This window comes from Pseudenterobacter timonensis (genome assembly GCF_900021175.1).
Classification (GTDB): domain Bacteria; phylum Pseudomonadota; class Gammaproteobacteria; order Enterobacterales; family Enterobacteriaceae; genus Enterobacter; species Enterobacter timonensis.
The window spans coordinates 164285-180100 of the sequence record NZ_FCOP01000011.1; the positions used below are offsets into that span (position 1 = coordinate 164285).

General features: G+C 57.2%; 14 protein-coding genes. 4 read left to right on the forward strand and 10 right to left on the reverse strand.

The window, feature by feature from the left end; all coding sequences use genetic code 11:
• Positions 1–9: 9 nt before the first annotated feature.
• The gene (locus BN3796_RS07155) at positions 10–603 is read right to left on the reverse strand and encodes a response regulator transcription factor (RefSeq protein ID WP_061707694.1); all 594 of its coding nucleotides are present in this window, start codon (positions 601–603) and stop codon (positions 10–12) included.
• Between the two features lie 258 nt (positions 604–861).
• Between BN3796_RS07155 and sugE the strand changes: the two genes are divergently transcribed.
• Positions 862–1179 (forward strand): quaternary ammonium compound efflux SMR transporter SugE, encoded by a 318-nt coding sequence (gene sugE, locus BN3796_RS07160; protein WP_006178944.1) that lies wholly within the window; start codon positions 862–864, stop codon positions 1177–1179.
• Here the strand turns inward: sugE and BN3796_RS07165 are convergent.
• Together BN3796_RS07165 and ampC are read right to left on the reverse strand one after the other, a co-directional pair.
• Positions 1176–1706, reverse strand: a complete 531-nt coding sequence (locus BN3796_RS07165; protein WP_061707695.1) for a lipocalin family protein — start codon at positions 1704–1706, stop codon at positions 1176–1178. The two genes, sugE and BN3796_RS07165, sit on opposite strands and share 4 nt — an antisense overlap.
• A gap of 104 nt (positions 1707–1810) precedes the next feature.
• The gene (gene ampC / locus BN3796_RS07170) at positions 1811–2953 is read right to left on the reverse strand and encodes a CMY2/MIR/ACT/EC family class C beta-lactamase (protein ID WP_073885148.1); all 1143 of its coding nucleotides are present in this window, start codon (positions 2951–2953) and stop codon (positions 1811–1813) included.
• 135 nt (positions 2954–3088) lie between these two features.
• On the opposite strand from ampC, the gene ampR reads away from it, so the two are divergent.
• Positions 3089–4009: a LysR family transcriptional regulator AmpR gene (gene ampR / locus BN3796_RS07175; protein ID WP_061707697.1), complete on the forward strand. Its 921-nt coding sequence runs from the start codon at positions 3089–3091 to the stop codon at positions 4007–4009.
• On the opposite strand, the gene frdD is transcribed toward ampR, so the two are convergent.
• Genes frdD through frdA form a run of 4 tightly spaced genes read right to left on the reverse strand, consistent with a single transcriptional unit; the run spans position 4006 to position 7299 of the window.
• On the reverse strand, positions 4006–4365 hold the full coding sequence (frdD, locus tag BN3796_RS07180) for a fumarate reductase subunit FrdD (protein ID WP_061707698.1): 360 nt from the start codon (positions 4363–4365) through the stop codon (positions 4006–4008). The genes ampR and frdD overlap by 4 nt on opposite strands.
• A gap of 10 nt (positions 4366–4375) precedes the next feature.
• Positions 4376–4771 (reverse strand): fumarate reductase subunit FrdC, encoded by a 396-nt coding sequence (frdC, locus tag BN3796_RS07185; RefSeq protein WP_061707699.1) that lies wholly within the window; start codon positions 4769–4771, stop codon positions 4376–4378.
• Between the two features lie 10 nt (positions 4772–4781).
• Positions 4782–5516 carry a succinate dehydrogenase/fumarate reductase iron-sulfur subunit gene (locus BN3796_RS07190; RefSeq protein ID WP_061707700.1) on the reverse strand — a complete coding sequence of 245 codons (735 nt, stop codon included), beginning with the start codon at positions 5514–5516 and terminating at the stop codon, positions 4782–4784.
• Positions 5509–7299 carry a fumarate reductase (quinol) flavoprotein subunit gene (frdA, locus tag BN3796_RS07195; RefSeq protein WP_061707701.1) on the reverse strand — a complete coding sequence of 597 codons (1791 nt, stop codon included), beginning with the start codon at positions 7297–7299 and terminating at the stop codon, positions 5509–5511. Before frdA ends, BN3796_RS07190 begins: the two co-directional genes overlap by 8 nt.
• 308 nt (positions 7300–7607) lie before the next feature.
• Here frdA and epmA point away from each other — a divergent pair, with 308 nt between their 5' ends.
• Positions 7608–8585 (forward strand): elongation factor P--(R)-beta-lysine ligase, encoded by a 978-nt coding sequence (gene epmA, locus BN3796_RS07200; RefSeq protein WP_061707702.1) that lies wholly within the window; start codon positions 7608–7610, stop codon positions 8583–8585.
• Between the two features lie 176 nt (positions 8586–8761).
• Positions 8762–10264 (forward strand): glutamate/gamma-aminobutyrate family transporter YjeM, encoded by a 1503-nt coding sequence (gene yjeM, locus BN3796_RS07205; RefSeq protein ID WP_061707703.1) that lies wholly within the window; start codon positions 8762–8764, stop codon positions 10262–10264.
• A gap of 82 nt (positions 10265–10346) precedes the next feature.
• Here the strand turns inward: yjeM and mscM are convergent, their stop codons facing one another.
• The 3 genes from mscM to rsgA form a co-directional block, all read right to left on the reverse strand.
• Positions 10347–13670, reverse strand: a complete 3324-nt coding sequence (mscM, locus tag BN3796_RS07210; RefSeq protein WP_061707704.1) for a miniconductance mechanosensitive channel MscM — start codon at positions 13668–13670, stop codon at positions 10347–10349.
• Positions 13671–13686: 16 nt separating this feature from the next.
• The gene (gene asd / locus BN3796_RS07215; RefSeq protein WP_061707705.1) at positions 13687–14658 is read right to left on the reverse strand and encodes an archaetidylserine decarboxylase; all 972 of its coding nucleotides are present in this window, start codon (positions 14656–14658) and stop codon (positions 13687–13689) included.
• A gap of 97 nt (positions 14659–14755) precedes the next feature.
• Positions 14756–15808, reverse strand: coding sequence for a small ribosomal subunit biogenesis GTPase RsgA (rsgA, locus tag BN3796_RS07220; RefSeq protein ID WP_061707706.1), 1053 nt, complete (start codon positions 15806–15808; stop codon positions 14756–14758).
• Positions 15809–15816 lie beyond the last annotated feature (8 nt).

A 15816-nucleotide genomic window follows, 5' to 3' on the forward strand; every position in this document is an offset into this window, starting at 1 on the left:
GCCGTACCGTCAGTTCATCTCTTCCTGCGGCATTAAAAAGGGCGAAAAACGGGTGTCCATGTTTAGCTTCATGCGGATATTGCGTTTGTAGGTGTAGACCGTTTTCCCGGTAATGCTGAGCTGAACGGCAATTTTCTGATTGCTTGCTCCCTCCATCCATAGCGCTAACACTCTCTCCTCCTGACGAGTCAGCAATGTATTCCCCGACTCCACCGTCTCAGCACACGATGCCAGCGCGGCATTAACTACCGCTGCAAGCGTTGTCAGCGGCACGCTTTTCTTTAAGGCGGCCCACAGGGGATAGTGGCGGGCGAACGCCGGGATTGTCTCTCCCTCACCTGACTGCAGCAAAATAACGGGGCGCGTTTCACTGGCGATAAGCAGCGAAGAGAGAGGCGGGAGATGCTGGCTCTCCTGCATAAAGCCATGCAGATCGACGATAACCAGCGCGGGCCGCCACTGCTGAATATGCTCCCGGGCAAGAAAAAGATTGTTCACCGCGATCGTTTTAAAGGTCGCCGTAAACAGGCCGGAATGATTGAGCCACGCTTCAAAACCTGAACGGGTGAAGGAACAACGGTCAATCAATAAAATTTTGAACATAGAATATTCGCAGTTGGCAAAAGGATGGGCTTTCTGCATACAGAAAGCGCTTTATCATAAAGAAGTCGGAGGAGTGGTAAAGGGCGGAACTTCCACCCATACTACGGCTATTTCCTGGTTTAACTCTCTGCAAATAAGGTATTGAACGTTGCGCCTTTCTTTACCAGAATAGACACTCTCATCTGTGCCTTGCGGGACGACCCGTAAGCGCCTCTCACATCGGGGACGGCCCCAGACTGTTACGTTAAGGAGCCTGATATGTCCTGGATTATTCTTTTTATTGCGGGTTTGCTGGAAGTGGTATGGGCGATTGGCCTGAAGTATACCCATGGCTTTACGCGACTAACTCCCAGCGTGATCACCGTGACCGCCATGATCGTCAGTATTGTTCTGCTGTCGTGGGCGATGCGTAGCCTGCCGGTGGGGACCGCCTATGCGGTCTGGACGGGGATTGGCGCGGTGGGCGCGGCGATTACCGGTATTCTGCTGTTAGGGGAGTCCGCGAGCCTGGCGCGTATCGCCAGCCTCGCGCTGATTGTGGCAGGCATTATCGGCCTGAAGCTCAGTACCCACTAATGGGGCTGCTCTACCCAAATCAGTTTTGATACATCAAACCCCTGCCGGGTGGCGACGGCCAGCATCTGCTGTTTCATCTCTTCCGTAAGCGTTGGCGTGCGGGAGAGTATCCACAGATAGTCGCGATCCGGCCCGCAAATCAGCGCGTGGCGGTACTCCCGGTCGAGCGCAATCACGTTATAGCCACCATAAAACGGGCCGAAAAAGGAGATCTTTAACGCGGCCCGCTGCGGATCGCCGGTGAACCAGGCTTCGCCGGTGGTTTGTTGCCACATCCCCCGATCGGGATTGTAGCCCCGGTTAACCACCCGGATCCCGCCATCCTCCATCGCGCTGTAGGTTGCCGTCACACGCTGTAATCCTCGTTCGAAACGGTGATCCAGCCGGGCGATTTCATACCAGGTGCCGAGAAAGCGTTGAGCATCAAAAGGGGTAACAACGGTAACGCCGGGAGGGGGAGTAGGTGTGCTACAGGCAACCACTAAAAACGCGGCTGTCACCGCGGCGATAACAGGCAGAATGCGCATAGTCGTTTCCTTACTGGTTTTTTTGTTAAGTGTAGATGACAGCAGGAAAATAAGTTTATTCTTAAAATTATTTTGCCGGAGGAGTCTGCTCCCCCGGCAAGGATTTACTCTAACGCCTCCAGGATGCGGAATGCCGCATCAACCCGCAGCGGGTTGGGATAACTTTTATTAGCCAGCATGACGATGCCCATCTCTTTTTCGGGAATAAACGCCACGTAGCTGCCAAACCCGCTGGTTGAACCGGTTTTATGCACCCACGACGCTTTCACCGCTGGCGTTGGAGGCGTAATGGCAACGGCAGGCAGTGCGGCCAGCGCGACTTTGCTGTCGCTCCCCTCCACCACGGTTTTAGATTTCACCGGCCAGTCCAGCATCTCCCAGCCTAAGCCCTGATACATCTCGCCGATCCGCCAGTAGCGCGACTGGGCGAGGAGAATGCCACGACGCAGCGTGTCGTCCTGAATTTTTTCAGGCTGCATATTAGCTAACACCCAGCTGGCCATATTCTCAACCGACGATTTTACGCCGTAGGCTTCGGCATCCAGCATACCCGGCGAAACGCGTACCGGTTTGCCGTCGCGATACCCCCATGCATAGTGTTGTTCCTCGTCTGTTGGCATCTGAACCCAGGTATGTTCAAGATGAAGCGGTTTCAGTACGCGCGTGGTTAACGCTTCGTCAAAGCGCAGGCCGGAGGGCTTAACCGCCAGCGCGCCGAAAAGGCCGATGCTGCTGTTGGCATAGAGGCGCTTTTCGCCGGGCGCCCATTCAGGCTGCCACTGTTGATAAAAATGGAGCAGACTCGCTTCATCGGTCACATTTTCAGGTACCTGCAACGGCAGCCCGCCTGCGGTATAGGTCGCCAGATGGAGCAGGGTGATGTTGCGCCACTGTTTGCCGGTCAGCCGGGGCCAGTACTGCGTGGCAGGGTCGCTCAGGGCAATCTCTTTACGTGCGACGGCATCGCCGCCCAGGACGCCGGTGAAGGTTTTACTTACAGAGCCGAGTTCGAAGAGGGTTTGCGGAGTAACGGCGCGCTGATGCGCGATATCCGCTTTACCAAAAGTAAAAAAATAAGGTTTCCCCTGATAAATGACCGCCACCGCCATACCCGGAATGGCCTGCTCTTTCATAAGCGGTTGAATGGTATGATTAACCGCATCAGCAATCTGCTGTTCCGTCAGAGGGGTGGCCAGTAGTGAACCAGAGGCGGTCAGCAGTAACGCCCCGACTAATATTTTCTTCATCAAAAATTTTCCATAACAGAGAATAGAGTGGATATCTGCGGGCCCGTCAGAGTTGCCCAGTGTGGAGAAAATGGTGAAAGATGACAAACGGGCAAATTTAGCATCTGATGTAAGTTTTTCTAACGGAGACGCACGATGACCCGCAGCTATATTCCTCTTAACGCGCTTCGGGCCTTTGAGGCCGCTGCCCGGCATCTCAGTTTTACCCGCGCGGCGATTGAGCTTAACGTGACCCACTCCGCCATTAGCCAGCAGGTGAGGGTGCTGGAGGAGCAGCTTAAATGCCAGCTGTTTGTGCGCGTCTCGCGCGGGCTGATGCTGACGACGGAAGGGGAAAATCTTCTGCCGGTGCTGAACGAGTCATTCGATCGTATTGCGGGCGTGCTGGACCGCTTTACCGGCACGCATGCCCGGGAAAAACTTAAAGTGGGCGTGGTAGGCACCTTTGCTGTCGGTTTTTTACTCGCCAAACTGGACCATTTCTATCGCAGCTTTCCCCATATCGATCTGCATCTCTCCACCCATAACAACCGGGTAGATCCCGCTGCGGAAGGGCTGGATTTTACTATTCGCTATGGCGGCGGCGCCTGGCATGACACCGAGGCGGAATTTCTCTGTCGCGCGCCGCTCTCAGCATTATGTTCCCCCGCCCTGGCGGGCGAGATCCGCTCTCCGGCTGATATTATGAAATTTACCCTGCTGCGCTCTTACCGTCGCGATGAGTGGACGTCGTGGCTACGTGCGGCGGGAGAATCGCCTCCCTCGCCGACCCATCGCGTTATGGTCTTTGATTCGTCGGTCACCATGCTGGAGGCGGCGCAGGCGGGAGCTGGCGTGGCAATTGCGCCGGTAAATATGTTTACCCATTTGCTGAACAGCGAACGCATTGTGCAGCCGTTTGAGATAGCGATTGAGCACGGGAGCTACTGGCTGACTCGCCTGCAATCCCGCCCGGTCACCCCCGCCATGGAGGATTTTTCGGCGTGGCTTGCCGGGGCGTTAAATAAAAAAGGCCCGCCACAGGAGGGCGGGCCGGGAGATGGCGTGACCGCTTAAAGCGTCACGATGGCGATGAACGTAATGATGGTCAGGATCGCCGCCAGACCGTAGAACACCCACTTGCCCTGCGGGACATGGATCTTCAGGTCGTGCATGGCGTGGTGAATACGGTGCAGGCCGCACCACAGCGGCAGGACAATCATCAGGAAGATGAAAATACGGCCAATAATGCTGCTGGAAAAGGCCAGCACGCGCTCGTAGCTTAGCGCATCGCCCGGATAGATCCCCAGCGGCAGCATAATGCCCACCAGCAGGATAATCACCGGCGCGACAATCGCGCACCACATGCCGCCTGCGCCAAACAGCCCCCAGAATACCGGCTCGTCCGAGCGTTTTGGATTGTTTTTAACCACGGTGGCCTCCTTACCAGAAGAGTGCGACAAACAGAACCACGACGGTCACCACCGCCGTTACCGCCCAGAGCGCCTTAATGACCGGCTCTGGCCCCAGCTTCTCATCCTTGATGACGATGTTCGCCGCTTTCGGCGCCAGCTCAAACCAGGTTTTGGTATGCAGCAGCGCGGCGGCAAGCACAATCAGGTTGAGGATCACCACAACGGGATTTTGCAAAAAACTGACAAACTCAGCCCAGTTTTCCGGGCCATGTTTGAGCGCAAACAGGCCGTAGATCAGCTCCAGGCTGAACCAGACTGCCGGGACCGCCGTTCCCTCACGCAGCATATAGAAGCGATAAAACGGCAGCTTCTGCCACCAGTTGGACGGCATGGGCCGTACGTAGGCTTTGCGTTTCGTCGTCATTATGCACTCCTTAGCGTGGTTTCAGGGTGGCGATAAGAAAGTCTTTCGAGCTCTCTACCTTGCCCTGTTGAATGGCTGCGGCCGGATCGACATGTTTTGGACAGACCTCTGAGCAATAGCCCACAAAGGTACAGGTCCAGACGCCGTTCTGACCGTTAAGCTGCGCCATGCGCTCTTTTTTACCGTGGTCGCGACTATCTTCGTTGTAGCGATGCGCCAGGGTAATTGCCGCCGGGCCGATAAACTCCGGATTCAGGCCGAACTGCGGGCAGGCCGCGTAGCACAGGCCACAGTTGATGCAGCCGGAGAACTGATGGTATTTCGCCATCTGCGCCGGGGTCTGAAGGTTAGGCCCCTGATCCGGCGTGCGCGGATTGCCGATAATGTAAGGCTTAATCGCCTCCAGGCTTTCGATAAAGTGGGTCATATCCACTACTAAATCGCGCTCGATGGGGAAGTTAGCCAGCGCCTCGACTTTGAGCCCTTTCGTGTAGTCGCGCAGAAAGGTTTTGCAGGCGAGCTTCGGCACTTTGTTCACCATCATGCCGCAGGAACCGCAGATGGCCATGCGGCAGGACCAGCGGTAGCTCAGATCCGGCGCCAGGTTGTCTTTAATGTAGCCGAGCGCGTCCAGCAGGGAGGTTTGTTCGTCATAAGGCACTTCATAGAAAGCGCTGTGCGGGGCGGCATCCACTTCCGGGTTGTAGCGCACCACTTCGACTTTCAGGGTTTGCATCTCAGCCATTCGCCGTCTCCTTCTTCTCGGCCGCTTCCGCTTCTGCACCATAAACACGTTTTGCCGGCGGCAGCGTGGTGATCTTCACATCGCTGTAGCCCAGACGGGTGGTCCCGTCCGCGTCGCGCCAGGCGAGGGTATGCTTGAGGAAATTGACGTCGTCGCGCTCGGTGCAGCCTTCGTCCAGACGCTGGTGCGCGCCGCGCGACTCCTTACGCGCCATTGCGGAGTGGGCCATACATTCGGCGACGTTAAGGCCATGACCCAGTTCGATGGTATAAAGCAAATCGGTGTTAAATACGCTGCTGGTATCGGTGATGCGCACGCGCTTATAGCGCTCCTGCAGCTCCGCCAGCTTGTCGATAGTTTTCTGCATCAGTTCCGGCGTGCGATAGATGCCGCAGCCCTCTTCCATCGACAGCCCCATCTCATCGCGGATCTTCGCCCAGTTCTCGCTCCCTTCCTGGTTAATCAGCGCTTTTAACCGTTTTTCGATATCGGTCACCTGCGCATCCAGTGCCGCGGTATTGGCTTCGCCCGCCGTTGCGGCACGTTCCATCGCTTTCTCACCCGCCAGACGGCCAAAGACCACCAGCTCCGCCAGCGAGTTTGAACCCAGACGGTTGGCGCCGTGCAGGCCGACGGATGAACACTCGCCCACCGCAAACAGCCCTTTGATGCGGGTTTCGCACTGCTGATTGGTCTCGATTCCGCCCATCGTGTAGTGCGCGGTCGGACGTACCGGAATCGGCTCTTTCACCGGATCGACGCCCACGTAGGCTTTCGCCAGCTCGCAGATAAACGGCAGACGCTCCAGCAGCTTTTTCTCTCCCAAATGGCGCAGGTCGAGATAGACCACATCACCGCGCGGCGTGGCGATGGTGTTGCCTTTGCGCCACTCGTGCCAGAAAGCCTGAGAGACTTTGTCGCGCGGGCCGAGTTCCATATATTTGTTTTTCGGCTCGCCAAGCGGGGTTTCTGGCCCCATGCCGTAATCCTGCAGATAGCGATAGCCGTTTTTGTTGACCAGAATCCCGCCTTCGCCACGGCAGCCTTCGGTCATCAGGATGCCGGAGCCGGGCAGGCCGGTGGGGTGATACTGTACGAACTCCATATCGCGCAGCGGTACGCCGTGGCCGAGCGCCATGCCCATGCCGTCGCCGGTGACGATGCCGCCATTGGTATTGTAGCGATAGACGCGCCCGGCGCCGCCGGTTGCCATCACCACCGCGTTGGCGCGGATCTGGACCAGCTGGCCCTCCATCATATTCATCGCTACCAGGCCGCGCGCCTGGCCGTCGTCCACCAGAATATCGAGGACGAAATGTTCATCGAAGCGCTGGATCTGGGGGAACTGGAGGGAGGTCTGGAAGAGGGTGTGCAGCATATGGAAGCCGGTCTTATCGGCGGCGAACCAGGTGCGTTCGATCTTCATGCCACCGAAACGGCGCACGTTAACGCTGCCGTCGGGACGGCGGCTCCACGGGCAGCCCCACTGTTCAAGCTGGGTCATTTCGGTGGGGCAATGGTGCACAAAATAGTCAACGACATCCTGTTCGCAAAGCCAGTCGCCACCTGCGACCGTATCGTGGAAATGATACTCAAAGCTATCGTGATCCTGCGCGACGGCGGCGGACCCGCCTTCAGCGGCAACCGTATGGCTGCGCATGGGGTAGACTTTAGAAATCAACGCGATTTTCGCGTGTGGATTGGCCTGCGCGGCGGCGATGGCGGCGCGTAATCCTGCGCCACCAGCGCCGATAACAGCAAGATCGGCTTGAAAAGTATGCACGACATTCCTCCAGATTGATAAGATTCCGCAGCGCGGCTACCGGCTGGAAGCGGGTCTGCCTGCAGGCCGCGGCGAAAGCGATTCCACTGCTCCTTTATGGGTAAAAGAGTATAACCGTATGGATGTGAGGGAAATTTGACGTGTTCGATTTTTTTGCTGAAATTTCCCTCGACTTATCACTGAAACTGATGAATTGAGTCGCTTATATAGATCCTGTGCCGGCGCCGGGAAATTTCCTGCACAAAATTTGTCTCTCCCTGCGGTAACGAGTAGACTTCGTGCCCTTGTCTGAATTTGGAGAATTTCCCATGAGCGAAACGGCAACCTGGCAGCCGAGCGCATCCATTCCAAACCTGTTGAAACGTGCGGCGGTAATGACGGAAATCCGTCGCTTCTTTGCCGATCGCGGCGTGCTGGAGGTGGAGACGCCCTGCATGAGCCAGGCGACGGTAACCGATATCCATCTGGTCCCGTTTGAAACCCGTTTTGTGGGACCCGGCCACTCGCAGGGAATGAACCTCTATCTGATGACCAGCCCGGAATATCATATGAAGCGGCTGCTGGCGGCGGGATGCGGGCCAATTTTCCAGCTGTGTCGCAGCTTTCGTAATGAAGAGATGGGGCGTCATCACAATCCGGAATTTACGATGCTGGAGTGGTATCGTCCGCACTATGACATGTATCGTCTGATGAACGAGGTGGACGATCTGCTGCAACAGGTGCTGGACTGCCCGGAAGCGGAGACGCTCTCCTATCAGCAGGTGTTCCAGCGTCATCTGGAGATCGACCCGCTTTCGGCGGATAAGGCGCAGCTACGTGAAGTGGCGGCGAAGCTCGATCTCAGCAACGTGGCCGATGAGGAAGAAGATCGCGACACGCTGCTGCAGCTGCTCTTTGCCTTTGGCGTAGAGCCGCAGATTGGCAAAGATCGCCCCACTTTCGTCTATCACTTCCCGGCAAGCCAGGCGTCGCTGGCGCAGATCAGCACCGAAGATCACCGCGTCGCCGAGCGTTTTGAGGTCTATTACAAAGGGATGGAGCTGGCAAACGGCTTCCACGAGCTGACCGACGCGCGCGAACAGCAGCAGCGTTTTGAGCAGGATAACCGCAAGCGTGCCGCACGTGGCCTGGTGCAACAGCCGATCGATCATAATCTGCTGGAGGCGCTGAAAGCGGGCCTGCCAGACTGCTCCGGCGTGGCGCTGGGGGTGGATCGTCTGGTCATGCTGGCGCTGGGCGCAGAGCAGCTGGGCGAAGTGATCGCCTTTACGGTCGATCGAGCCTGACAACATTGCCCCTTCTGCCTGAGAGGGGGCGCTTTCCTGGCAACAAAGCTTTCCACCTCGCCAAAATTATTACGTTTTCCCCGCTTGTCCTTTTCTGAATTTGACCCGCAAAGCCACACCTTTTGTCGGGCCATCTGGTAACATCCGCGGCGGCTACACACCTAACGGATAGTACTATGAACCAGTCACTAAAAAAGATGACCCTGACCGGGCTCATCCTGATGATATTTACTTCAGTTTTTGGCTTTGCCAACAGCCCCTCCGCGTTTTATCTGATGGGCTACAGCGCCACGCCGTTCTATATCGTTTCCGCCGTGCTCTTTTTTATCCCCTTTGCCCTGATGATGGCGGAAATGGGGTCGGCGTACCGCAAGGAAGAGGGCGGGATTTACTCCTGGATGAATAACAGCGTGGGACCACGTTACGCCTTTATCGGCACCTTTATGTGGTTCTCCTCCTACATCGTCTGGATGGTAAGCACCGCGGCGAAAGTCTGGGTGCCTTTTTCCACCTTCCTGTTTGGCTCTGACCAGACGCAGGTCTGGTCGCTGGCAGGGCTCAGTTCAACGCAGGTTGTCGGTATTCTGGCCGTCTGCTGGATGCTGGTGGTGACGGCGGTGGCTTCTAAAGGCATCAACAAAATCGCCCGCGTCACGGCGGTAGGCGGAATTTCGGTGATGTGTCTTAACCTGGTTCTGCTGCTGGCGAGCATCGCGATCCTCTGTCTGAACGGCGGTCATTTTGCCGAAGAGGTCAACTTTGCCGTCTCGCCGAATCCGGGCTACCAGTCTGGTCTGGCGATGCTGTCGTTTGTGGTCTTCGCCATCTTTGCCTATGGCGGGATTGAAGCGGTCGGCGGACTGGTGGATAAAACCGAGAAGCCAGAGAAGAATTTTGCCAAAGGCATTATCTTTGCGGCGATTGTGATTTCTGTCGGTTACTCGCTGGCGATCTTCCTGTGGGGCGTGAGTACGAACTGGCAACAGGTGCTCGGCAACAGCACCACCAACCTTGGCAATATCACCTATGTGCTGATGAAAAGCCTGGGGATGACGCTGGGGCAGGCGATGCACCTTTCTCCAAACGCGGCGACCACGACGGGCATCTGGTTTGCACGTATCACCGGGCTTTCCATGTTCCTCGCCTATACCGGAGCCTTTTTTACGCTGATCTACTCTCCGTTGAAGGCGATTATTCAGGGGACGCCGAAAGCGCTCTGGCCCGCGTCGATGACGCGTCTGAACAGCGCCGGAATGCCAGCCAACGCCATGTGGATGCAGTGCCTGCTGGTCTGCCTGTTTATCCTGCTGGTATCGTTTGGCGGTGATACCGCGTCGGCGTTTTATAATAAGCTGACGCTGATGGCGAACGTCTCCATGACGCTGCCCTATCTGTTCCTGACCATCGCGTTCCCGTTCTTCAAGGCGAAAGCAGATCTGGAGCGTCCCTTTGTGATCTTCAAAACCCGCGCCTCGACGCTGGTTGCCACCACGCTGGTGGTGTTGCTGGTCACTTTTGCCAACATCTTCACCGTTATTCAACCGGTGATTGAGGCGGGCGACTGGAACAGCGCCCTCTGGATGGTCGGCGGGCCGGTCTTCTTCTCCCTGCTGGCGATGGGAATTTATGAGAATTACCGCCGTCGTTTAGCCCAGCAGCCGCAGTGGGCGATGGAGTAACTATCAGCTTCTGATATGTCACCCGAATTTGTTCGAGTGACGGGTGAAGGAGAAAAAAGCCGGTCATCTGACCGGCTTTTTACTATAAGCTTCCTGCCGGGCGACTTTTCGCCGCAGAGGTGAGGGTTCTCCCCGTTTTCTTTCCATCCAGCGTCTCCAGCCGCATCTGGAACGGCGGGAACGGCATATCGATACCGTGCTCGCGGAAGCCTGCCAGAATCAGCTGATGGATCTCATGACGCAGCGGCATACGGTGGACCATTTCGGCGGCGTAAATACGCAGTTCGAAGATCTGGATCCCCTGTTGCAGATCCACCAGGAAGACCTCCGGCGGCGGGTTATCAATCACCAGCGAGCAGCGTTCCGCAGCGGTATAGAGAATCTGCGTGACCTCTTCGCTATTGGCATCCGAAGGCGCCGGAACGGTCAGTACCACGCGCGTGACGGAGTCAGAGAGCGACCAGTTGATAAACTGCTCGGTAATAAAGGCCTTGTTGGGCACGATAATCTCTTTCCGGTCCCAGTCGCTGATAGTGGTGGCGCGCGTGTTGATTTTGGTGATGCTGCCGGTGAGATCGCGGATCGTTACCGTATCGCCAATACGAATCGGCTTCTCAAAGAGAATAATCAGGCCCGAAATAAAGTTGGCGAAGATCTCCTGTAAACCAAAACCAAGCCCCACACCGAGCGCGGCGACCAGCCACTGCAGCTTCGACCATTCGATACCAATCATCGAGAAGCCCACCAGGCCGCCAAACATCAGGATCAGGTACTTGGTGATGGTGGTAATGGCATAGCCGGTACCAGGCGTGAGATCCAGATGCTGTAACAGCGCCAGCTCCAGCAGGGCAGGGAAGTTACGCACCAGCTGGGTCGTAATAATCAGCACCAGAATGGCGATTAGCACCGCGCCGAGGGTGATCGGCTCCAGGCTTTCTACCCCCTGAACCGTCGAGGTAACGTCCCACAGGGTAATGTTTTCCAGAAAGCCGAAGGCGGAATGAATTTCTGACCAGAGGAAGATCACTGACAGCAGAGCAATCAGCATCAGGATAGAGCGTACCAGCCGCAGCGACTGGGTACTGATGGCGTCGAGATCCAGCTCCACATCGTCCACCTCCGCGGCGCCTTCCGTACTGCTGGTGCTGTGTGGCTCCTCCTCGCCGCGCGCTCGCTGGGCAAGAATTTCAGCCCGGCGGTGTTTAGCGCGGTCAAATGCCAGACGGCGACGCTGAATCAGCATCCAGCGGCGGATAATGTGATAGACCACCAGCAGCAGGAACCAGATTGCGACCGAGGTCTCCAGACGCGCCAGCAGCGCCTGGGCGGTAGCCAGATAGCCGACCGCCGCCGCCAGGATCGCCGCCAGCGGGGCGCTGAGCAGCAGGTTCCAGAGCATGTGGTTCGCCATGTTATCGCCGCTGCCTGTTTTATCGAGATAGAGGGGGATTCCCGCTTTCTTCAGGCTCAGCGTCACCACTGCCAGGGCGCCGCAAATCAGGATAAAGCAGAGGCGGCCCAGCGAGCCGGAAAATTCTCGATCGTTGAGGTTATCAAACATGATGAGCGCCATGATCAGCGGCACAATAAGCCCGATACTCATCAGGTAGTAGCGCATCGCCCGTGCCACGCGATGGCGCGGCCAGCCGAAATGGGCGATAAACAGGCCGTTGGGGCGGGCAAAGGTGGCTAAAATCATCACCACCCACAGCAGCGGCACGGTGGCGGTGACGCCATCGCCAATCGCTACCGCCAGCGGCCAGGGCCAGGCTTCCCGTAAACCGTAACCCAGCGTCATCCACAGTACCGGCAGCGGCGAGGCGACCAGAATCGACCAGAAAACGGTGCGCAGAGTCAGCCAGAAGTGATCCTGGGTGACTTTGCCAACGCGGGCGCTGGAACGCTCCAGAAACTGGGTAAAGTGGCGGCGCGAGTAGATACTGAATCCGACCAGAATTAACGCCCCCAGCAGCGGGAAAATGGTCTCTTTGCTGGTGAGCATCATCACGCTGGCCCGGCCAAGCTGGCTGAAGGTATCCAGCGAAATCAGGCGGCGCAGATCCTGCACGATATCAATCGGCCAGGAGATGGTCATCGGCCGTACGTCGGAGGTCCAGAAGAGGTAACGATGCGTCGCCTCGTTGACCTCGTTAAGCGCATCCTCAAGCTGGCTGTTGGAAACTTTCAGCTTGGTCAGCTCCAGGATCAGCGTATCGCCACCCTGGAGCAGCGTGGTGAGCAGTTCGCGTTGGGTACGCAGCTGCGCCTCCAGAATGCGGTTTTGCTCACTGCTTAACGGTTTGCCGTCCGCCTGACGGATCTGGCGAAGCTGCGGCTGTTTGTTGAGTAAATCTTCATAACGCAGGCGCTGCACGCGCAGCTGCGCCATTTCGGTATCCAGCTGCTGCGGTTTTGGCATCTCCGGCAGTCGCGCGACCTGAGCACGAAGCGCTTCGCCCAGCAGATTAGAGGAGCCAAGCCACTGGGACTGTTCGCGCAGGGTATTGAGCGCCTGACGAACCTGAAGCGTCTGATTGGTCGCCTGCCGCTGCTGCGAGGCGACCAGATCCATACGCTGGGCCTGCTGGTTGAGCGCGGCGGAGAGTTCACGGTTGATTCTGAACTGTTCGACAATCCCTGCCGGCAGGTTGGCGCTGCTCTCTGCCAGCAGCTCGGTGCTCTCCAGCGCCCGTTCCGCCTCACGCTGGCGCTGGCTGTTGAGCTGGTTACGCAGCGCCTGCAGATAGGCATCAAGCTGTTCGCTCTGCTTCTGCGCCAGTTCCGAACGCATACGCGCCAGCTCCTGACGGTTATTGGCAGAGAGCTGAGCCAGCTCAAGCTCATCCACCAGCGCTTTGAGTTTAGCGGACTCCGCCTGAATACTCAGGCTTTGCGCCTGGGTCAGCGGCGTGTTGCCCGCCTGCGCGCCTGCGCGGCGCTCCACCTCGTTGAGCTGGCGGCGAGCCTCTGTCTGCTGCTGGGGAAGCTGGCTTAAGGAGTCGGCGATTTCCCGCGCGCGCTCCTGCTCCTGCTGCGCCAGGCGGCTCTTCTCCAGCAGTTGGCTGCTGACCTGCAACATCTCCTGGTTCAGGGCATCGGAGCTCATGCCCTCCGGTATCTGGCGCGGCTCGTCGCGCAGGTTGCTGAGCTGCGTGCGCAGCGTCTGGGAAAGTTTAGGGAAGTTGTCGATAACCTGCTGATACTGGCGGGCGCGCTCAAGGGAGCCTTTTCGCTCCTCAAGCGCGTTCAGGGCGGCCTGGAGAGACTCGACAACCTCCGGCTGTGCCGGTTTCGCCGCCTTTGCCTGCTCCAGCTCCTGGGTGATCTGTTTAGCGTCGGGCGCCGTCGCAGCAAGCGCCCCCATGCTGAGGCACCAGGCCATCAGAACAATGATAATCGGGCGCACGTCAGCGATCCTTTCGTTAAACTTCGTCTTTTTTGTCGTCTACCAGCGGGCTGGCATCGTGTTCCGCTTCGATCTCCTCGACCGGCAGCGGCGCAGGCTCTGCGGCGGCAGGGGCCACGAACGTATCGGTAGAGATCGCCAGCGGCTGGCCGATCCTGGTGACCGACAGGCTCTCAAGCTGCCCGACAAGATCCACTTTACCCGGAGCAAAGAGGTTAATAACGGTCGAGCCAAGCTTGAAGCGGCCCATCTCCTGACCTTTCAGCAGCGCCACGGAACCGTCGCTCTCCCCGGCAGGCCAGGTCCAGCGTTTAATTACCCCTTCACGCGGCGGCGTAATGGTACCCGCCCAGACGGTTTCGATGCTGCCTACGATGGTGGCGCCCACCAGAATTTGCGCCATCGGACCAAATTCCGTATCAAACAGGCAGATAACACGCTCGTTACGGGCGAACAGGTTCGGTACATTTCGCGCAGTCAGATGGTTCACGGAGAAAAGATCGCCAGGCACGTAGATCATCTCGCGCAGAATGCCGTTGCAGGGCATATGCACACGGTGATAGTCGCGAGGTGAAAGGTAAGTGGTCACAAAAGTGCCGTTGCGGAATTTATCCGCCATCAGGTAATTACCGGCCAGCAGCGCTTCCAGGCTGTAGTTGTGGCCTTTAGCCTGCAGGATCTTATCCTCTCCGATTTTACCGAGCTGGCTGATAACGCCGTCGGCGGGCATCACCAGCACGTTCGGATCGGTGTTGAGCGGACGCACTTCGTCACGCAGGGGACGCACGAAGAAGTCGTTAAAGGTGCGATAGCTGGCGGTATCGGGCTTCTGCGCCTCTTTCATATCGACCTTGTAGTATTTCACGAACAGGTCGATGACCAGTTTGGTCAGCCAGCCTGCTCGTTTGCTTGCGCCCCAGCCCGCCAGGCGAGTGAGCCACAGTTTCGGCAGAATGTATTGAAGCGAAAGTTTAAATGAGTTTAACAAGGTAGCCTCCAGGCCAATTTATGTCGTTCCTGATCCGGCTGAAAACAGCCGGAACCTGAAAAAAAGGGGACGATTTTAGCGATGCTTAGCTTAGATGTCAGTCGTCAGATTCAGAAAAGCTTTTACGCGTTTTTACCTGCGCCATGCTCTCGAGAATGCGGTGATAATTTTCAAAACGGGTTTCCGCAATTTCACCGTTTTCAACCGCTTCGCGGATGGCGCAGCCTGGATCTGTATCGTGTTTACAGTCACGATATTTGCAAGCCCCTAAATAGTCATGAAATTCGACAAATCCATTGAAGATTTGTTCCGGTTCCAGGTGCCAGAGCCCAAATTCCCGAACGCCCGGAGAATCAATCACATCGCCGCCGTGCGGGAAGTGATAGAGCCGCGAGGCGGTGGTGGTGTGTTGACCCAGCCCGGAGTTGTCCGATACGTCGTTGGTCAGGATCTCCTCCTGCAGGCCGAGCAGCTTATTCAACAGGCTCGATTTACCCACCCCGGACTGCCCGGCAAAGATACTGACGCGGCCGGTCAGCGCCTCTTCCAGCGGCTTAAGGCCGTCCTGGCTGTAGCTGGAAACCATCAGCACGCGATAACCAATATCGCGATAGATATCCATCTGCTCGTTAACGAACGCCATCCCTTCATTGTCCAGCAGGTCGATTTTGTTCAGCACAATCAGTGGCTCGACGTGGAGCGTTTCGCAGGCAACGAGGTAACGGTCGATAATATTGAGCGAAAGCTCGGGCAAAATAGCGGAAACGATCACGATCTGATCGATATTCGCGGCAATCGGTTTTACGCCGTCGTAGAAGTCAGGGCGGGTCAGTACCGAGGCGCGCTCGTGCACCGCTTCCACGATCCCCTTGACCGCTACCCCTTCCGCCGCCGCTTTACCGGGGCGCCAGACCACGCGATCGCCGGTGACCAGCGAACGGATGGTGCGACGAATATTGCAGCGGTGTACGCCGCCGTCAGCGGATTCCACGTCGGCATGCATGCCGAAACGGCTAATCACCACTCCTTCAGCCGGATCGCCAAACAGGTTATCGTCGTAGTCGGCCTTCTCCGCAGTGGTTTTAAGGCGGCGCTGATGGTTGGCTTTCACGCGGCGCTGCTGCCCTTTGGAGAGTTTATTTTTACTCAATCGTGCTG